We start from the raw sequence: 19,777 nt of genomic DNA, 5'->3' as shown, positions 1-19,777 counted from the left end.
GTATCGAGTTCGGTGAATACCTCACCAGGCCGGCTGGAAGTTCGGTCTGGCAGATCGATTGGCTGATCCCGCTTTTCACGGGACGGAGTCGACTTCAGATTCTGTAGTTCAGCAACTGGTTATCAGTATACGGAGGATCGATCGTCGGTCGCATGGTTTCCCGCACCAAACTCATGGCCGCTGTCGCAGTGATCGCATTGGCCCTCCAGCCGGTGACGGTCGCGACGGCGGCAGCGACCGACGCACCGACCCCGACGACGAGTGACTCACTCACAGTCGGCGACGTACCCCAGGCAAGCGAGAACGAAACGGAACCGAACGAGACCCACCCGCCGGACCCTGCAGCAGACGTCCTCGGGTGGGAGAACGGCTACTGGTACAACGAGACGATTGCCGTCACGCCCGAGGACGGGCTGAACGAGTCCGAACTCGGGGCGGTTGTGAACCGGAGTATGGCCCGCGTCGAGCAGATCCGACGCCTCGAATTCGAGGAGACCGTCCCTGTCGAGGTCATCGGTCGAGAGGAATTCGAAACGACTGTCGACAACAGTACGGAGACGAAGACCGATGCGCAGCGATTGCGGATGAACGTCACGTACGAAGCCCTGTTGATGGTCAACGAGTCGACTGATGCAGTGGCGGTAGAGGCCGACAATCAGGGCAGTAGCATCGGCGGATTCTACGACCCCGTGTCGGAACAAATCAGGATCGTCTCGGAGAACACCTCGACACCGAAGATGAACGAGATCACCCTCTCCCAGGAGCTCTATCACGCGCTCCAGCATCAGCAATTCGGGCAGGCAATATTCAACCACACGACACGGGAAGCGCACAACGCCAAGGATGGTATCGTCGAAGGAGATGGCAACTACGTCGACCGGCTCTACCAGCAGCGCTGTCAGAACGAGTGGGCCGGCAGCTGTCTCATGCCAAACACTGCAGAATCGACCTCGACACCCGACTTTCACTATGGGCTCTTACAGATATATTTACAGCCCTATATCGATGGCCCGCCGTTCGTCCAAGACCTCCGTGAGGAGGGCGGCTGGGAGGCAGTGAACGCGGTCTACGACGAAGTGCCGGCCTCGACCGAGCAGACGATTCACCCCGAGAAGTACCCCAGGGATACACCCGCGAATATCACTGTGCCGGATCGAAGTGCCGAGGAGTGGCGGCCGCTTTCGGTTGAGAGTGGCCCAAATTACGCGTCCGTCGGCGAGGCCGGGCTGTACGTGACGCTGTGGTACCCGGCGATGCAAACCCAGGGAGCCGTCTCGATCATCCCGTTGCGGAACCACATGAATTACGGGCCGGATGGCGAGATCCAGGACTTCGATCGGTACAACTACAACCACACGTACACGGCGGGCTGGGATGGTGACAAACTGATCCCGTACGTACCCGACGACTCAAGTGGGACCAACGAGACCGGCTACGTCTACAAGACGGTCTGGGACTCGCCGGAAGACGCCGAAGAGTTCCAGGAAGGATACGAACGCCTCCTCACAGTCCACGGCGCGGAGTCCGTCGATGGACGCAACGACACATATCGGATCCCCAACGAAAGTGGGTACAGTGACGCCTTCTACCTGAATCGGACCGGCGATCGGTTCACGATCGTCAACGCACCGAACGTCGAGGAACTTTCGGCCGTCCGGGAGGGAGCAGCCCCCGAAGCGGAAGAGACGACATCTGAAACCGAAGAGTCGACGCCCGCAGGCGAGACGACAGAAGCGGACGAATCGACGACAGAATCCGATGAGACGACAGACGACACGACCACGGATACTGAGACAGCAACCGAGGAGCCGGATACCCCGACAGAGAGCGGTGACGAGACCGGAGACGAGTCGGAAGCCACCGAGAACCGGAACGTGACCGACGAACAGTCGACCGAGACGACGACGGCCTCGGGCCCCGGATTTACCTTCGGGGCGGCAATCCTCGCCCTCGTCGCGCTGCTCGGGATGGCCACCCGTCCAGACTGACACGAGCCAAGCTGGGTGGAAATTCCGCCTGGGGCTGGTCAGGCGACCACCGGCACCGAGAATTTTTAACCGACTCGCCCCCAGACGGGGTATGGTCCACCGAACACGGATTATCGCCGTGGTCCTCGCGGTCGCACTGGCCGGCGTGCCAGTCGCCGCGGCGGCCGGGTCCCCGAACGCAGCCGCCACCGCCCAGACGGACAGCCCTCCGAACACCACGCACCTCTCGAAGACGACGGACGATGCCACGCTCGCTGACCAGCATCCGCCGGATCCCGACGCGGACGTTCTCGGCTGGGAGAACGGCTACTGGTACAACGAATCGATTGCCGTCACGCCCGACGATGGGCTGAACGACTCTGAACTCGACGCGGTGGTCGCTCGCGGGATGGCACGCGTCGAGGAGATCCGTCGCCTGGAGTTCGAGGAGGCCCCGCCGGTCGAAGTGATCTCCCGTGAGCAGTTCAGCGAGCGGGTCGAAAATCAGACGGCGAACGTGACCACCGCGACCCGTCTCCACCAGAACGTCAAGTACGAGGCGCTGTTGATGGTCAACGAGTCGACCGACGCGATCGGCGTCCAAGGGCAGAATCAGGCCGGGAGCGTGGGCGGGTTCTACGACCCGTCAGCCGGCGAGATCAAGATTGTCTCGGAGAACACGTCGACGCCGAAGATGAACGAGATCACCCTCGCCCAGGAGCTGTTTCACGCCCTCCAGGACCAGCGGTTCAACATCTCGTCGTTCAACCAGTCGACCCAGGAGCTCCACAACGCGAAAGACGGGATCATCGAAGGCGACGGCAACTACGTCGATTACCTCTACCAGGAACGGTGTGAGGGTGAATGGCAAGGCGACTGTATCATGCCCGAGGGATCACAGGGCGGGTCAACCGCCGACATCCACATCGGTCTCCTCCAGATCACGCTCCAGCCCTACAGTGATGGCCCGTCGTTCGTGCGGGACATCCACGAATCGGACGGCTGGGACGCGGTGAACGCGGTCTACGAGAGCCCACCAAACTCGACCGAGCAGACGATCCACCCCGAGAAATACGGCGAGGACGAGCCGACACCGGTGTCGATCGAGGACACCAGCGACGACCGCTGGCGGCCGCTTGCGATCAACGGGAGTATCAACCACGCCTCCTTCGGTGAGGCAGGGCTGTTTGTGGCGCTTTGGTATCCGAGCTACGAATCGCTCTCGAATCGGATCATCCCCTACAATAGCCATATCAACCAGGTTGGCGGCGGCGTCGACGAGTTCGACCCGTACGACTACAATCACACCTACACGGCGGGCTGGGACGGCGACAAACTCATGCCATACGTGACCGACGAGTCGAGTGCGACCAACGAGACTGGCTACGTCTACAAGATGCTCTGGGACTCGCCGGCGGACGCCGGACAGTTCCAGGAGGGCTACGAGCAACTCCTTGCGTTCCACGGCGCTGAATCCGTCGACGGTCACGAGAACGTCTACCATATTCCCGACGACCAGGAGTTCAACGACGCGTTCTACCTGAATCGGGACGGCGACACGTTCACGATCGTCAACGCGCCGAGTGTCGGGGAACTCTCGGCAGTGCACGCGATGGCGCCGGATGTCCAAGAGCCGACGGAAACGGCGACCGACGACGGGACGGCCACAGACGACAGCGAGACCGAGACCACGGAGTCTACCGACGAGACGGCGACGGACGACGAGACCACCGATGGGGTGACGGACACCGACGAGCCAACCGACACGACGACGAACGGCCCCGGATTCGTCGCCACGGGTGCGCTGATCGGTCTTCTCGCCGTCGCACTGCTGGCACTCCGCCGGCGGTAACACGAGCGCGACGCGGCGACCCGGGAGGTTTTTTGTACGCGACGAGAATCGACGGGCAGGATGACCGAGAAGACGCCGTTCGACATCGTCGGCCCCGAGGCGATCAGTGCGGGACGGGCGACCGACGCCTACTTCGATCGGACGATGGAAGCGCTCGAACACGCCGGGAAGAATCCGTCAGTCGTCGCGGAGGTCTCGGCCGACCAGTTCCCGACCGGCGAGTTTGCCGTCCTCGCCGGGCTGAAAGACGCCGCCCACCTGCTGGAAGGACACCCCGTCGACGTCGACGCGCTTCCTGAAGGGCAACTGTTCGATCACGGGCCGGTAATGCGGATCGAAGGCCGGTATCGGGAGTTCGCTCGCCTGGAAACGTCACTGCTTGGGTTTCTCTCCCACCCCACCGGGATCGCGACACACGCGCTCCGTGCTCGCCGGGCCGCTCCCGACTCGACAGTGTTGAGCTTCGGGTCCCGGCACGTCCACCCGTCGCTTGGCGCGATGGTCGAACGCAGCGCACTGCTCGGGGGGCTCGACGGTATCTCCAACGTCGCCGCCGGCGAAGCCATCGACTACGAGGCCGGCGGGACGATGCCCCACGCGCTGGTGATCTGCTTTGGCCGGGGCAACCAGGAGGACGCCTGGCGGGCCTTCGACGAAGCTGTTGGCCCCGACGTCCCGCGGGTCGCGCTGTGTGACACCTACAGCGACGAAGTCGAGGAGGCGATCCGGGCCGTCGAAGCCGTTCCCGACCTCGACAGCATCCGGCTGGATACCACGAGTTCACGCCGCGGGGACTTCCGGCGGATCGTCCAGGAAGTCCGGTGGGAGCTCGACGCCCGCGGACACGACGACGTTGGCATCTTCCTCAGCGGCGGGCTCGATCCCACAACCCTTCGAGCACTCCGAGACGTTGCCGACGGGTTCGGCGTCGGCGGGTACGTCTCCAACGCAGATCCGAAGGATTTCGCGCTGGACATCGTCACGATCGACGGCGAGCCGGTCGCCAAGCGGGGCAAGCTCTCGGGGAAGAAGGCCGTCTATCGGACGCCCGATGGGGGCCACGAGGTCGGACTCGCGAGCCGACCGGGTCCCACCGACGCCGAATCGTTGTTCGAGCCACTGCTTCGAGACGGCGAGCTAGTCCGGGAATTCGACATCGACGACGCAACGCGTCGGGTACGGGAAGATGCCGACGCGGTGGGTTTCGGGGACGGCGACTGACCCACCGTCCGTGCGATCACTCACGACCGGGCACAGTCAACGTGACCGTCGTCCCGTCCTCGCCGGTTTCGAAGTCGACAGCACCATCGAGTGAGTGGACGATCCAGGAGACGAGCCAGAGTCCGACGCCGCTGCCGTGTGATAGCTGGGTCTCCTGCCCATCGGTGATCGGTTCGAGTTCGTGATCCGGGATGCCCGGACCCTGGTCCCGGACCGTGATTTGGACCTGGTCCTCGACAACGGTCGCGGTGACGCTCACCGTCGGGGCGTCACCCGGGGTGTGCTCGATCGCGTTCGTCAGCAGTTCCTTCAGGGCGAACCGGAGTCGTTCCTTGCCGTCGAACGAAAGTGTTGCGTCGGGGAGGTCGACGGTTATCCGGGCGGCTGGATGTGCCGTTTGGACGTCTGTGACGACCTCCCCCAACAGGGTGTCAAGAGACGTACACGTGTACCGTTCGCGTTCGAACGTTCGGAGAATCCGATCGAGTTTCTCCTGTTTGTCCATCATCGCGGCGGCGTTGTCCCTGATGACCCGGATTCGGTCGCGGACCTCGTCGTCGTCGGCTCTGGCGGCGGCGTACTCAGCGTTTCCGTGGATCGTCGTAACGGCGTTCGAGAGGTTATGTCGGAGCAGTCGGTTGAGCACACTGACCTGCTGGCGGTTGTGCTGGCGGGCGGTCACGTCCCGCAGCGCGAGCAGCGCCCCCGAGTCCGTGCTGGTTCCCTGGGGCAGTGGGGTAGCTTGGACATCGTAGTACCGGTCGACGTTCCCGACTTCGTAGACGATCGTTTCCTCGACGCGATCGCTGTCGAGCCAGTCACACAGTTTCGAGCTGACAGCGGCCAGATCACCACCGATCGCGTCCGGGCGTTCGACGCCAAACACATCCACCGCCGTGGGGTTCAATTCGATGACGTGACGCTCGCTATCGATCACGACAACCGGGTCGTCGAGCGTCTCGATCAGTTCGGTTCGAGCGAGGTATCTCGCTGCCGGGCCGATTTCGAGAAAGCGGTGACGATACACTGTCACCAGCAGGAGACAACAGGTCAGGACGATCCCGAGAATCGTGGGATCATACGGCGTCCGGATCAGGTTGGAGAGGTACAGTACGTTCGCACTCCACGGCGCGAGGACAGCCATCAACAGGACGCTCGCCTGTGCCCGGTAGAGCAGATCCGCGGTGACGACAAGTTCGATCAGCAAGTACGACCCGATGGCAAGCAACAAGTAGGAGTACGCAGCGTGAATCCAGAACAGCGGGCCGTATCGTGATTCCGGGATCGCTCCCGTGGCGTCCGTGACAATCGCGAGATCGCGCCAGAAGAGAGAGTGGATACCGGCGGGATCGTTCGTGATTGCCGCCACGACGGTGATCGTGGGGACGACACTGAGCAGGGCGATCCGGCGACGCGAAAGCCAGGCCCACCGGCCTGTGTACGCAAGGACGAACACTACCCAGGCGACAGGGACGATGACGATCCCGAAGTAGGACGCTTTCGTCAGGACGACGCTCGTGAGCGGGTCCGTCGAGAGGAGTTCGAGACCGGCCGACAGCGACCACCACCCGGCGAACACGGCGATCACGGCAAGTGCGCGCGCTCCCGGCGCGTGGCGGTTCCTGTAGACGGCGACAGCGACAGCTGTGGCAACCAGCGTCGCAGCGAACAACGGCGCGGCACCGAGCGTCAACTGCCAGTCCATACGCTGTACTTCCCGATGGTTGGTGTATACACGGAAGACTGTGCCGACCTAATTCTCACAATCAATAACTCATGTTCGCAAGCAGTCACGAACGTAACCACTAAGTCATCCGGCGGGAGAAATAGACACATGACGCCGACACCCCGACTGCAGGCTACAATCGGTCAGCCGAGTCACGGGGAGGGGGCCGATCGGAACGAAAGGGGTTGTCGGCACACGTCGCGTCCGAAGCTGAAGCGAGCCTGAGTGGCTCGAGGCGAGGGTAGCGACCTCGTTTCGGGTCGGTTTTTTGATGTAGCGCCGTAATCACCCAGTACTTCACGCACATCCATGCCACCACAACCACTGTTCGAAGGCGTCTACCCCGCGATGACGACACCCTTCGAAGACGACGAACGCATCGATTTCGACCAACTGCGGGCGAACGCCCGGCGGCTCGAAGCGGCCGGCGTCGACGGGGTCGTCCCCGTCGGCTCGACCGGCGAGAGCGCGACGCTATCCCACGACGAACACGTCGAAGTGATCGAGGCCGTCGCCGGAGCACTCGAGGACGTCCCGGTCATCGCCGGCACCGGGAGCAACAACACCCGCGAAGCACTCTCACTGTCCCGCCGAGCACGAGACGCCGGGGCGGACGCCCTCCTGCTCATCTCGCCGTACTACAACAAGCCCGAACAACGCGGGCTCCGCGAACATTACCTGACCATCGCCGACGAGATCGACCTGCCACAGATCGTCTACAACGTCCCCTCACGGACGGGCCGGAACATCGACCCCGACACGGCGGTCGCGCTGGCCGACCACGAGAACATTCAGGCGTTCAAGGCCGCCTCTGGCGATCTCGGCCAGATCACCGAGATCGTCGAACGGACCCGCGAGCAGGACTTCACCGTCCTCTCGGGCGACGACGCGCTGACGCTGCCGATGCTGTCGATCGGCGCGCGCGGGGCGATCAGCGTCGTCGCCAACGTCGAGCCGGTCCGGACCTGTGCGATGGTCGGGGCGGCGCTGGCGGGTGACTTCGAACGCGCTCGGGAGTTGCATCACGAACTCGGGCCGCTCGCCCGAGCGTTGTTCATCGAGACGAACCCGATCCCGGTCAAGGAGGCGATGGCGATCCGCGGCCACGGCTCGCCGGAACTCCGGTCGCCCCTGACCCGGCTCGCCGAGGAGCACCGGGCCCACCTCCGGGACGTGCTCGACGACCTCGATCCGATCGACGTCGAGACGCCGGTCGAGACGACGGATCGATAACCATTCCGGGACCGAGGACGGAGCGAGGGGTATGATACGAGTTGGCGTCACCGGCGCGGCAGGTCGCATGGGACGGACAATCATCGAGACGGCGGGCGATCGCGAGGACGTGACGGTCGTCTTCGCCGTCGACGCCACCGACGACGAGACGGTCGCCGGCATGCCGGTCCACGAGCCCGAGGACATCGCTACGCTGCTCGCGACCCACGAGCCCGACGCGATCGTCGACTTCTCGGTCCCCGAGGCGACCGTCGCCTTGGCCGACGCCTGCGCCGAGGCGGGCGTCCCGCTCGTGACCGGGACGACTGGCTTCGAGGACGACCAGTTAGACGCGCTAGAGGCGGCCAGCGAGGACGTGGCCGTCCTGAAGGCCGCGAACTTCGCCCGCGGGATCCAGGCCCTCCTCGCGACCGTCCGGGCGGCCGCCGAGGCGCTGCCGGGCTACGACGTCGAACTCACCGAAACCCACCACAACGGCAAGCAGGACGCGCCGAGCGGGACCGCAAACACCCTCCTCGACGCGCTCGCCGAGGAACGGGATTTCGAGGAAACGTACGGTCGGGAAGGGATGCAGCCGCGGGAGGACGGCGAGGTCGGTGTCCACGTCCGACGAGCCGGGGATGTCCGTGGCGAGCACGAGATTCTGTTCGCCGGCAACGACGAAGTGGTGACGCTGACCCATCGCGCCGAGGATCGCGGGGTTTTCGCCGCTGGCGCACTCGACGCGGCCGTCTGGATCGCTGGCCGCGATCACGGATTCTATACCTTCGGGGATGTAATCGAGGGCTAACATGAGTCTGGAAAGCGATATCGAGACGCTCTGGGATCGATCGGACGACCTGACACCTGCTGATCTCACTGAGGACCAGCAGGCCACCCTGGATCGCTTCCTCGAAGCACTGGAGGCCGGCGAGGTACGAGCCGCCGAAAAGCGCGAGGGCACCTGGGAAGCCAACGCCTGGGTCAAGCAGGGCATCCTGCTGAATTTTACTCTGCGGGACACCCAGGCCCGCGAGTACGGCGACGTGACCTATCACGACGTGCTTCCCCTTCGGGAGACTGCTGACCTTGGCGAGCGTGGCACCCGAAACACACCTGACGGGACCGTCATCCGACGCGGTGCCTACGTGGGCAGCGACGCGATCCTGATGAGTCCGGCGTTCGTAAACATCGGTGCGCACGTCGGCGACGGCACGCTGGTCGACTCGAACGATGTCGTCGGGTCGTGCGCTCAGATCGGCGACGACGTGAAACTCGGCGCGAACACCGTCATCGGCGGCGTGCTCGAACCCGTCGAGGACGCGCCGGTGATCGTCGAGGACGGCGTGGCACTGGGAGCCGGTAGTCGGGTCACCTCGGGGTTCGTCGTCGGCGAGAACTCGGTGGTCGGCGAGGATACGCTGTTATCCCCCCGGATTCCAGTCTACGACCTGGTCGAGGAAGAGATTCTCTACGGCGAGTTGCCGCCCGAACGTCGGGCATTCCAGCGGTTTGTCGAGTCCTCCGTCGGCGAGCACGACCTCTTCGACGGCGGCGCGTTCAAGCCGGCGGTGGTTGCGACCCACGTCGAGGAGGAAACCCTGGAAGGAGCCGAGCGAGAGGACGCGTTGCGGGAGTAAGAGAGAAAACGCGTTGCGGGAAGAGCATCCGCGTGCAGGAACGCAATTACTGGGATTTTGCTTCGATCGGAATACGGTCGTCGGTGAGGTCGTCGAACGCTTTGTCCGAGGAGACGATGGGATCGGCGTCAGCATAGGCGACGTGGTAGGCGTCGAATGCCGTGAGGTCGTACTGCTCCATGTAATCCGCCGCCTGAAAGAGAACGGATTCGTCCTCGGGAACGTCCGCGATTTCGAGGACGTAGCTGAGTGCCTCGAAGCGATCGAACTCGAATCGGTCGGAGATCATCAACAACTCGAGCAGCGTTGCCCGTGACGTGTAGATCTGCCCATCGTTCTCCCGGGCGATCGAGACAGCACGCTCCTGGAGCCAGTCGTCGTCTTTGACCAGCGCGATGAAAAAGTCGGTATCGGCGTAGATCATTGCGACGAGTCCGAGAGATCCTCGACCGCAGCTTCCCTGGCGGCCGTCCGTGCCTGCTCTTTGATCTCGGCGATCGAATTTCCGTCGAACGTATCGCCGACGGCATCTCGAAGCCCTTCGATTGGATCCCGGTTGATCGGAATGAGTTCGACCCGATCATCGAGTTCAACGACCCGATACCGATCGCCGTGCTTCTCTCGGATTTCATGCGGAATGACGATCCGCCCCCGATCGTCGGCCTCGGCGGTTTTGCTCATGTGGGTATGACTAGTTGGGGAGTGGGTAAAAATCTTCCCACAATCCTCACTGAGATCCCGTACGGTCGAATCTATTCGGGAATAGACAGCGATCACAGCGCGAAGGTTCAGGAATATCGTCGTGGGAGAAGGCAGCCGGATGTTCGCACCCTGAATGGTAGTGTTCAGATAAGGATTCGAGATGATTGAAACCAGCCAGAAAGCCCTCGTCAGTTCCGGTCCCGCGGCTCGCTGTGCGTGGTTCGAGAGAGCTTCGCTCTCTCGTCATCACGAAAGACCGCAGGTCTTTCGAACGACTTCGGCCGCTTTGCGGCCTGCAGTGTCTGCTCACGGGCGCGAAGCGCCCGTTCGCACGGGCCATGCGCGGCGCTGTGCGCCGCGAGTTCGAGGCGGTGAAACCGCCTCGCAAGGCGGCTCTGCCGCCTCGCGGCTTGCGTCGCCGGGGTTCCCGGAAAGGGAGGTCGGCGTCGCCGACCTCCGCAAACCGTGGCGGCAGGGAGACGGCGTCGCCGTCTCCATTCGAGGCGGTGCAACCGCCTCGCAGCCGCCACGCGTGCCTCGCCCTTTCATTTTACCAGAAGACTGCGTCTTCTGGTCGCCCGAAAATCTTCGATTTTCGCAGGCCACCAGGATTTAGCCGATTCGCCGGCAGAAATAGGCTCTTTGATCGGTGCTTATCTGAACACCACCCCCTGAATATGCCCATCAATCAAAATCATCGAGAGCGGCCTGCCCGGCCGCGTTACGGACGTCGCGGCTCGTCTGCCACGACTCTCGCGCACACGCCGGGAGTTCGCCGTGTGCTTCAATATAGTCCTCCAGAAACTCGCGAGTCGTCGAATCGCCGGGGTAGCCGCTGCCGAGGTCGCCGTACTCGGCCGCAAGCTCCGCAACATGGGCGTCGCGTTCGACTTTGGCGATGATGCTCGCCGCCCCGACGATCAGATAGGACGCGTCAGCGCCATGCTCGGCCCGGAGATCGAGATCGGCCTCGATCCGGTCGGCGACACGGCGCTCGAAGCGGACGGCGTTGGTGTCACCGGCGTCGAGGTAGGCGGTGAGTCCGTCGCTGGCGACTGGTTCGAGTGCTTCGGCGTGGGCCGCGACGGTGAGCGTGTTCATGTCGGTCTCGGGGTCGTCGATCCGCGCGACCGGGATCTCGCTGACTGCCACGGCGTGCGCTCGATCGCGAACGACGGCCGCGAGTTCCTCGCGGCGCTCGGCCGAGAGGTCCTTCGAGTCGTCGACGTCGTCGGGCAGATCGGCGGGGTCGGCGACGACGCAGGCCGCGAACATCGATCCCAGCACCGGCCCCTTGCCGGCCTCGTCGACGCCGGCCCGGAGATCGCTCCCGTCGTCGGTCCAGTCATCGAGGCACGTTCGCTCGCCGGGCGCGTGCTCGTCCGCGTCGGCGGAGTCCTCACCGGCGGTCGAACCGTCGCCACTCCCCGTCATTCCGCTCGGGCGTCCCGGAAGAACGGCTCGCGTTCGAACGGTTCGTCCTCGCCTTCGACATCGAGGACATCGAGTGCCGTCACCTCGGCAGCGATGTCGAGCAGCCCGGCGAGACTGGGTTCGGTTCGCCCCTCGTCGCCGGAGACGAGTTCCTTCACGTAGAGGCCGCCCTCGCCGTGGACCTCGATCGTGGCGTGGTTGGCTGTGGACGTGCCGGAGTCGTCGGCTTCCGCTCCGACAGCCAGTTCCATCCCTTCGCCGTCCGGGTCGAGTTTGCCATCGATGGCGTAGACGTCACGGGTTCGAACGATGTCGCCGCGGCGATGGGCGACGCGGTTGGGCGTCCGCTGTTCGATCGTCTCCCCTTCGAGGGTGTCCAGGGCCGCCTCGAAGTCCGCCGCGTCGACATCCTCCTCGAACGCGACGGTCATCCGGTAGGTCTTGCTCGCGTCGTGTTCCTTGACGCGCTCGACCATGTCGTGGGTCGCGAGCGCGAGCCCCTCGACCTCGACCTTCCCGTCGGCGAAGTCGTTGATGTCGACCTGAAGGTCCTCGACATCTACGTCGCGGGTCCGGGGCTCTTTGACCTCTATCACGAACGGGCGACCGGTGCCGAGCATGCGCGCGTCGACGTCCTCGCGGCCGGCCCCGTGGAAGACCGCCCTGGAGCCGTCCATCGCCTCGCGGACGACCGGCGCGGTGAGTTCCTCCACGCTCTCGTCGTAGCGATAGCCCGTCCCGTCACAGCCGTCACAGGGCTTGCCGTCGACGGTGCCGGTGGCGTTGCAGTCGTTACAGGGCCACTCCGTCTGGGGGATGTCGCGTTTGATCTTCCGATAGCGACCGTAGACGAACGCGGAGTTGACCTGGACCTCCACGGCGTCGGTTTCGAGGTCGAGCAGGAGCTGAACGTCAGGGCGTTCGAAATCGACCGCGGCGTCGATCTGCCCGCCCAGACGCTTGCCGACCTCGCGGTTGAACTCCCCCTTGAGCGGTTCGCCCGCGTCAGCTTCGAGGCCGGCGTCCTCTCTGAGCAGGCGCTCGTTCTCCTCGATCAGTGCGGGGACGCGCGTCCCGACCTGGTAGGTGTCGAAGTCGTACTCGGCGATGGCGTCGGCGGCGCGGTCGGCCCAGTCGTCGAAATCCTCGCAGGCACCCTCACACACCCAGCACTCGTCGGGAGCGTCGATCGGTTCGTCGTCGTCCAGTGCGACGGTGGTCCGTAACGCACGGCCGCGCTCGGTGTTCGTGAGTCCGAAACTCCGGTCGGCGACCGGGCGACCGAGACACGCGTCACAGATCGGGCCAGTTGCTCGCGCGGCCCGGGCGAATGCGAGGAGATCCATAGGGGGAGTGTATCGGCAGGGGCGTATTTCCCTTTCGAGTCACGCTCGGCCACGATCAGGGCCGCTCGCTATTCCGAGCCGTCCACGCCGCGAACCGAACGGGCTTTGTGTCGGCTGTCCGGCGAGACAGACATGGATGAAACGCTACTCGCGGCACTGCTGGGTGCCGTCCAGGGAGCCCTGGAGTGGCTCCCGGTTTCGAGCGAGGGCGCGCTGGCGCTGGCCCGGACGGCGGTCGGCGACACCGCCCTGGAGGCGACGCAGTTCGCGCTCTTCTTACACGTCGGGACCGCTTTCGCGGCGACCGTCTACTACCGGGCGGACGTCCGGGATCTCCTCGGGGACGTCCGCGAATGGCGACCCGAGGCGGCCTTCGAACCGGCCGGCGCGGACCTCTCCTTCGTTGTGCTCGCGATGGGAACCTCGTTTGTGACGGGCGGGATCGCCTACCTCGGCCTGGAGGAACTCGTCTCGGCGCTGTCGGGCGGCGCGTTCGTCGCGCTTATCGGCGCGTTGCTGGTCGTGACGGGGCTGATCCAGTACGTCGCCGAGGGATCGGGCGGGCGTCGCGATGACCCCGACGCCGTCGACGCCGTCCTCGTCGGCGCGCTCCAGGGCCTCGCCATTCTGCCCGGTGTCTCCCGGTCCGGGACGACCGTGAGCGCGCTGTTGCTCCGGGGCCACGACGGCGAGGGATCGCTCCGGCTGTCGTTTCTGCTGTCGATCCCCGCCGCCCTGGCGGCCGGCGTGCTGGTGCTCGTCGAGACCGGGCTGCCCGGGATCGAGCCGGTCGCGGCGGTCGTCGCACTCGCGGTCAGCGCGGTCGTGGGCTATCTGACCGTCGGAACGCTGGTCGTGCTGGTTCGTCGGCTGGCGTTCTGGGCCGTCTGTACGGCGTTCGGGCTGCTCGCGGTCGCCAGCGGACTCGCGATCGCAGTGGTGTAGAATCGAAGGCGAGACGGCTTTCGAATCGTTTACTTGCGGGAGCTGATTCCCCCGAAGTAGCGTTGATCTGTGAGTGAAACTGATTCGGAGATACCTGACGACGAGCGCGAGGCGCTGGTGACGATCGTCCACGGGGCGGTCGTCACGTCGGGTGGCGTCTCGATCCAGCGAGCGCTTTCGACGGGCACGGAGTTCGTTCTCGCGCGCGGGCTCGACCCCGTCGTCTACGGCGTCTACGCGCTTTCGTGGCGGATCGCGGGGTTACTCGTGCGGCTGGTCACCTTCGGAAGCGTGCCGACGCTGCAGCGATACCTTCCGGCCGCCGAGGACCAGCCAGCGACCCAGTCGCGGGTCACTGGCCTGGCCTACGCCACGACGGCGGGCTTCGGGCTGGCGATCGCGATCGGCGTCTGGCTCGCAGCCCCGTGGCTCAACCGGCTCACGCTCGATCACCCCGATTTCCCTCGTGCGATGGGACTGTTCGGCACGCTGGTGGGGCTGATCGGGGTCGTGATGATTGCCGCCGCGACCTTCCGGGCGGCAGGCTCAGCCCGCGGGGAGGTGCTATTCAACAAGATCCTCCGGCCAGCCGCGCGGTTAGTCGGTGCGCTCGTGGCGCTCTCCCTCGGATTCTCGGTCGTGGGCGTCGCCGGAACGATCGTGGCGTGCATGGCGATCCTCGTCGTGGTGGGCGTCCCGATCACCGTTCGATCGACCGGTATCACGCCGTCGTTGCGGGGCGCGGGGGCCGAAGCTCGGCGCTTTTTCGATCACGCCGCGCCGGTCGCGATGAGCAGCCTCGGAAAGGTGTTTCAAAACCGGGTCGACCTCCTGCTGGTCGGCGCGTTGCTGACGGCGGTGGCGGCGGGGATCTACAACGTCGTGCTCGTGCTGGTCGCCATCGCGTGGATCCCGCTTCTGTCGTTCAACCAGTTGCTCCCGCCGGTCGCGTCGGATCTCTACGCCGAGGGGAAGATTGAGACGTTGAACGCCGTCTACGGCTCGGCCACGCGGCTGATCGTCACGACTGTGATCCCGATCCTCGCGATCCAGGTCGTCTACGGACGGGTATTCCTCGGCGTGTTCGGTGAGCCGTTCGTCCGTGGATACGTTCCGCTGGTGGTCTACCTCGGCGGTGTCTTCGTCGGGAGCGCGGTCGGCGCGACCGGGTGGCTGTTGATGATGACCGACCACCAGTACGCCCGGATGGCACTCGACTGGCTGCTGGCGGTGCTCAACGTCGCCCTGACGTATACCTTCATCCAGGCGTTCGGCCTCGCCGGGGCGGCCCTTGGCACGTCGCTGGCGATCGCCGTCCAGAACGGCCTGCAGGTCCTGCTGCTCAGACGCTTCGAGGGATTGTGGCCCTTCGACGCGGCGTTCCGGACGCCGATCGCGGCCGGTCTCGTCATGCTCGCGGTCCTCTTTGGCGTCCGGTCCCTCGGCGACGGGGTGGCCGTGGCAGGGCTCGGTAGCGTCGTCGGGATCGGAGCCTACGTCGGGACGCTGGCCGTCCTGGGGGTCGATCCGCGTGACCGGCTCGTCGTCGCCGAACTCGCCGGCCGATATCGGGAAAGGGTGGGCGAGCGGTTATCGCGGTAACGCCACCGACTGTGGACGATATCGCACTCGGCGGTGAGAACTTATATGCCCGTGAGTGGCTAACTTCCGGGTAGGCACGCGGGCCCATGAGTGAGGAAGAACAAAAAATCCTGGACGTTGCCGGAGACTACCGGCAGGTCCGCCGCGACGGCCAGCGGGTCAACGATCCCGATTGGCAGTCCTCACGCATCGTCCTGACCGACAAGCGGCTCGTTCTGGCGGGCAACGGGTCGAATCGGTCGCTGCCTCACGGGCGGGTGACGATCCCGAACGATCTCGATGCGATCGAGATTGCCACCGACGCGATCGCGCTCCGGGTCGGCTCGACCGTGATCGAGATATCACCGACGAGCGAGAGTGATTTTCCGAGCACGTACTGTCGGGCAAATCTCGCCGGTGAAGTCGTCCTCGTCAATCATCCGGCAGTCGTGGGCGGGGTCGTCCAGGACGACGCCGAATGGACGAAAGCCCGGTTTTCGGCCACTGAAGAGGAGGTTACGCTGACGTTTCCCGGCGGCGAGCGGGTCACCAGTGACTTCGCCGACGTGGGGACCGTCGAGACAGGGACGCGATCGGTCATGGGCGAGACGCGACCGGTCGTCGAAATCGAACACACCGACGACGATGGTCGAAGTGTCGAGACCCACCTCTCGGGGACCGAACGGCACACGTCAGTGCTCCGGAAACTCTTCGAAGTCAGCGTCGCCGAACGTGACGACGAATACGAACTCACGGAGACGGAGAGTCAAGTTCTCATGGCGCTTTACTCGGGGGTATCCCCGTTCGAAATGGCCGACTTCGTCGGTCTCAGCGTCGATGAAGTCGAAGAGATCTACGGGAAACTCCTCGAAGTCGGGGCGGTCGACGAGGTGCGCACTCGTACCGAGGTCTCGCTCAACGCCCAGGGCCGTAATATGGCCAGCGAGGCGATGAACGAGCAGTGACTGCAACGTCGTCGACATGTTCCGAGACGGGAAATAATATCAGAAAATTATAAAGTTCTGTGAATGTCGAAGGCGAGTTGGGCGATTCAACGACTATTTTTCCCAAAACACTAAGTAAAATCGTGACGAACAGATCGAGCGCTATACACAGATGACAGACGATCGATTACACATTCATGGCGATCGACGGACGTTTCTGAAGTCCGTCGGGGCACTCGGGGCGGCAACGGCGGTTGGATCGGGGTCAATCGGGTCGGTGGTGGCCGACAATCATCTCGACGACTATCACCAGACACTACGGAGCGAGCTCCAGGAGAAGTACGATCTGCCTGCCGGGTCGTTCCGGTATGGGGCAACAGAACAGGAGACGATCGACAGTTTCGAGTTCCAGTCCGGTGACAGCGGCACCCTCTCGGAGATCTCCGTCGACAACGACTCGGTCCCGATCACCCAGGGCGTCCGCATCGAAGTCAACGAGGAAGGCGCGGACTCCTGGACGTACTCCTACCAGCGATTCCTCGAAGAACAGTCCTTCGAGGAAGGGGACGTCCTCCTCGGCGTCGGGTACATCCGCAGCGAGTCGGAGAACGCGGAGACGGAGGGCTTCTTCAAATATCGGTACGTGGACGAGGACGGCAACACGCAATACCAGGATGCCAACTACATCACTGGCACCACGACTGTCCAGCCGGGCGAGGAGTGGACCCGCTATTACTTCCCGATCGAAGTCGGGGCCCAGCCGGGAACTTCTCGCACCCCATACGTCGAATTCTGGCTTGGAATGGCCCAGCAGACCGTCGAGTTCGGCGGGATGGCGCTGATCGACTACAGTGACGCAGACGTCGCGGTCGGCGATCTCCCAAGCGGCGCGCCGAGTACGGGCGATGGCTACGAGATGTGGTCGGAGACTGACGACGCCTATTACTCGGAGCTCATCAGCGACCTCAAGGGATACAACCTCGGCGGTGCCGGTCAGTTCGTCAACGGCACGACCGAGGCGGCCGTCTTCGACACGTACGAACTCGGCGGCGGCAGTGCGGACCTCGCCAACCAGCAGTCCCTGGACGTCAGCGGCGACGACGTGCCGTTCTCGGAGGCGACCCGGATCGAAGTGACCGAACCGGCCGAGGACGACTGGCTGATCAGCTTCAAGTCCTACGGGAACCGTGGGCTATCGAGCGGCGACGTGCTGCTCGGCGTCGCGTACATGCGCGATCCGGAAGGCGATTCCACGATCACCTACAAATCGACGGGAACGGGCAACGAGTCGTCCAATTACGTCACCAAATCGGGCCCCTCGCTCACCGGCGAGTGGAAGCGGTACTACTTCCCGATCGAGTACGGCAGCGACGCTGCATCCGGCGAATGGTGGACCGAGATCTGGCTCGGCGCAAAGGCCCAGACCGTCGACATCGGCGGCCTCGCCGTCATCGACTTCGCGCAGGGAGTAGCCGTCGGTGACCTCCCCGCCTGGGAAGAGGCCATCAGCGAGCAGTGGGAGGAAGAAGCCGACGCCCGGATCGAGGACCATCGCAAGACCGACTTCGGGGTCGAAGTCGTCGACGACGGCGGCAACGCCGTCGAGGGTGCCGACGTCGAGGTCGCCATGCAGGAACACGACTTCAACTTCGGGACGGAGGTCACCGCCGATCACCTGATCCCGAACACCGAGCCCGGGGATAAATACCGCGAGGTCATCACGGAGAACTTCAACACCGCCGTCCTGGGCAACCACCACAAGTGGCGCTTCTTCGAGGAGGCACAGGACACCGCCGACGCGGCCACGGAGTGGCTCGTCGAACAGGACATGTCCATCCGTGGCCACGTCTGTCTATGGGCGGCCGTTGACTCGTACGCCGTACCGGCGGATGTTGTCGCGGCGATGGGCCGGGAGTGGTCGGAGGTAGACGATCCCGAACTCGATCCGGAGTACGTCCGCGATCGAACGTTCGAGCACATCGAGGAGATCATCAACCACTACGCGGACTTCAAGGACTACGGCAGCGTCATCGACGAGTGGGAGGTCCACAACGAGACCACTCACGTGCCCGGGTTCATCAAAGCAGTCCGCGGCGTCGGTCCCGACGAGGAACTCGACATCAACCCCGTCGAAGCACCCGTTCTCGCCGAGTGGCACAACCACGCCGAGGACACCGTGCCCGACGATGTCGGGATCGCGATCAACGACTACAACACCATCGAGGGTCCCATCGAGCAAACGCGCCAGGACCACAACCGGATGGCCGAGTTCCTGGTCGAAGAGGGCGTCGGGCTCGACGGGATCGGCCTGCAGTCACACTTCAACCAGTCGATGGCGCTTACCCCGACCGAGATCTGGGATGCCCTGGAGCTGTATACCGGCCACGGTGCGGGCATCCGCATCACCGAGTTCGACATGGCCGACGACACCTGGCCGGAAGCCGACAAGGCCACCTTCTTCAAGCGGTTCCTCAAGGTGACGTTCAGCCATCCGAACGTGGACACCTTCATGGTGTGGGGCTTCAAGGACGACCTCCACTGGCGGGACGACGCGCCCTTCTTCGACGCCCAGTGGAACGAGAAACCGGCCTTCGGCGTCTGGCAAGATCTGGTCTTCGACGAGTGGTGGACCGAAAAATCCGGCAGTACCGACGCCGACGGCGTCTACGCGACCGACGGATTCAAAGGCACCTACCGGATCACGGCGACCCACGGCGAACAGACCGCCGAACGGGAGATCGAGATCGACGACAGCACCGACACCGTGACGGTCACGCTCGGCGAGGTCGAAGACGGCGACGGTGAGGAAGACGATGGTGCGGACGACGGCGAGGAGACCGCGCCCGGTACGCTGCCCGGCGGCAGCGGCCCGTCCCAGGATCCCGACGGCGACGGCCTCCACGAGGACGTCAACGGCGACGGCAACGCCAACATCGCTGACGTGCGCTCGCTGTTGAACAATCGCAATCACGAGTCAGTGCGGGCCAACGCCGACGCCTACGACTTCGACGGCGACGGCAGCGTCGACGTCGGCGACGCCCTCGCGCTGTTCCGGAAGCTCTACCAGTAACGACGACGCCCGGGATCCGTCGTCGGTACCGCTTTTGCTCGCAGTTGTTGGATTCGGCGTTCGACGATCCGGACGACCCAGTGCGTGCGCAATGAAATTTTGTAGGACGGTCGACGAGTAGTCGACCGCCGGGTGTC

At 64.3% G+C, this 19,777-nt stretch carries 15 protein-coding genes; 10 read left to right on the top strand and 5 right to left on the bottom strand.

The genetic code is table 11. The annotated features are described in order from the left end of the window. Positions 1-152 precede the first annotated feature (152 nt). From SVXhr_RS03240 to SVXhr_RS03230, 3 genes are all read left to right on the top strand, one after another. A complete protein-coding gene (locus tag SVXhr_RS03240) occupies positions 153-1,988 on the top strand; it encodes an Hvo_1808 family surface protein (RefSeq protein ID WP_275739393.1) in 1,836 nt (611 codons plus the stop codon). Between the two features lie 91 nt (positions 1,989-2,079). Continuing rightward, positions 2,080-3,819 carry an Hvo_1808 family surface protein gene (locus SVXhr_RS03235; protein ID WP_275739392.1) on the top strand — a complete coding sequence of 580 codons (1,740 nt, stop codon included), beginning with the start codon at positions 2,080-2,082 and terminating at the stop codon, positions 3,817-3,819. 60 nt (positions 3,820-3,879) lie between these two features. After that, positions 3,880-5,040 (top strand): nicotinate phosphoribosyltransferase, encoded by a 1,161-nt coding sequence (locus tag SVXhr_RS03230; protein WP_275739390.1) that lies wholly within the window; start codon positions 3,880-3,882, stop codon positions 5,038-5,040. A gap of 16 nt (positions 5,041-5,056) precedes the next feature. Here the strand turns inward: SVXhr_RS03230 and SVXhr_RS03225 are convergent, their stop codons facing one another. Beyond that, entirely contained in the window at positions 5,057-6,745 is a 1,689-nt protein-coding gene (locus SVXhr_RS03225; protein ID WP_275739388.1) for a histidine kinase N-terminal 7TM domain-containing protein, read from the bottom strand. A 330-nt stretch (positions 6,746-7,075) separates the two neighbouring features. Between SVXhr_RS03225 and dapA the strand changes: the two genes are divergently transcribed. The 3 genes from dapA to SVXhr_RS03210 are packed head-to-tail and all read left to right on the top strand — an operon-like array spanning position 7,076 to position 9,618. Next, positions 7,076-7,999: a 4-hydroxy-tetrahydrodipicolinate synthase gene (dapA, locus tag SVXhr_RS03220; RefSeq protein ID WP_275739386.1), complete on the top strand. Its 924-nt coding sequence runs from the start codon at positions 7,076-7,078 to the stop codon at positions 7,997-7,999. 31 nt (positions 8,000-8,030) lie between these two features. Continuing rightward, positions 8,031-8,789: a 4-hydroxy-tetrahydrodipicolinate reductase gene (gene dapB / locus SVXhr_RS03215; RefSeq protein ID WP_275739385.1), complete on the top strand. Its 759-nt coding sequence runs from the start codon at positions 8,031-8,033 to the stop codon at positions 8,787-8,789. A 1-nt stretch (position 8,790) separates the two neighbouring features. Continuing rightward, positions 8,791-9,618, top strand: a complete 828-nt coding sequence (locus tag SVXhr_RS03210; RefSeq protein WP_275739383.1) for a 2,3,4,5-tetrahydropyridine-2,6-dicarboxylate N-succinyltransferase — start codon at positions 8,791-8,793, stop codon at positions 9,616-9,618. Between the two features lie 46 nt (positions 9,619-9,664). On the opposite strand, the gene SVXhr_RS03205 is transcribed toward SVXhr_RS03210, so the two are convergent. The 4 genes from SVXhr_RS03205 to SVXhr_RS03190 all read right to left on the bottom strand — a co-directional run bounded on the left by SVXhr_RS03205 (position 9,665) and on the right by SVXhr_RS03190 (position 13,100). Further along, positions 9,665-10,042: a PIN domain-containing protein gene (locus SVXhr_RS03205; RefSeq protein WP_275739382.1), complete on the bottom strand. Its 378-nt coding sequence runs from the start codon at positions 10,040-10,042 to the stop codon at positions 9,665-9,667. After that, a complete protein-coding gene (locus SVXhr_RS03200) occupies positions 10,039-10,299 on the bottom strand; it encodes an AbrB/MazE/SpoVT family DNA-binding domain-containing protein (RefSeq protein ID WP_275739380.1) in 261 nt (86 codons plus the stop codon). Before SVXhr_RS03200 ends, SVXhr_RS03205 begins: the two co-directional genes overlap by 4 nt. 705 nt (positions 10,300-11,004) lie before the next feature. Next, positions 11,005-11,754 carry a ribonuclease HII gene (gene rnhB, locus SVXhr_RS03195; RefSeq protein WP_275739378.1) on the bottom strand — a complete coding sequence of 250 codons (750 nt, stop codon included), beginning with the start codon at positions 11,752-11,754 and terminating at the stop codon, positions 11,005-11,007. Beyond that, positions 11,751-13,100, bottom strand: coding sequence for a tRNA pseudouridine(54/55) synthase Pus10 (locus SVXhr_RS03190; protein ID WP_275739376.1), 1,350 nt, complete (start codon positions 13,098-13,100; stop codon positions 11,751-11,753). Before SVXhr_RS03190 ends, rnhB begins: the two co-directional genes overlap by 4 nt. Positions 13,101-13,232: 132 nt before the next feature. Here SVXhr_RS03190 and SVXhr_RS03185 point away from each other — a divergent pair, with 132 nt between their 5' ends. The 4 genes from SVXhr_RS03185 (at position 13,233) to SVXhr_RS03170 (ending at position 19,640) form a co-directional block, all read left to right on the top strand. Continuing rightward, the gene (locus tag SVXhr_RS03185) at positions 13,233-14,045 is read left to right on the top strand and encodes an undecaprenyl-diphosphate phosphatase (RefSeq protein WP_275739374.1); all 813 of its coding nucleotides are present in this window, start codon (positions 13,233-13,235) and stop codon (positions 14,043-14,045) included. 69 nt (positions 14,046-14,114) lie between these two features. Then, positions 14,115-15,647 carry a lipopolysaccharide biosynthesis protein gene (locus SVXhr_RS03180; RefSeq protein ID WP_275739372.1) on the top strand — a complete coding sequence of 511 codons (1,533 nt, stop codon included), beginning with the start codon at positions 14,115-14,117 and terminating at the stop codon, positions 15,645-15,647. An 86-nt stretch (positions 15,648-15,733) separates the two neighbouring features. Beyond that, the gene (locus SVXhr_RS03175) at positions 15,734-16,591 is read left to right on the top strand and encodes a CheF family chemotaxis protein (RefSeq protein WP_275739370.1); all 858 of its coding nucleotides are present in this window, start codon (positions 15,734-15,736) and stop codon (positions 16,589-16,591) included. Positions 16,592-16,742: 151 nt separating this feature from the next. Beyond that, positions 16,743-19,640 carry an endo-1,4-beta-xylanase gene (locus tag SVXhr_RS03170; RefSeq protein ID WP_275739367.1) on the top strand — a complete coding sequence of 966 codons (2,898 nt, stop codon included), beginning with the start codon at positions 16,743-16,745 and terminating at the stop codon, positions 19,638-19,640. Positions 19,641-19,777 lie beyond the last annotated feature (137 nt).

This window comes from Halorhabdus sp. SVX81 (assembly GCF_029207715.1).
Classification (GTDB): Archaea; Halobacteriota; Halobacteria; order Halobacteriales; family Haloarculaceae; genus Halorhabdus.
This window is presented reverse-complemented; position numbering and strand designations above follow the sequence as displayed.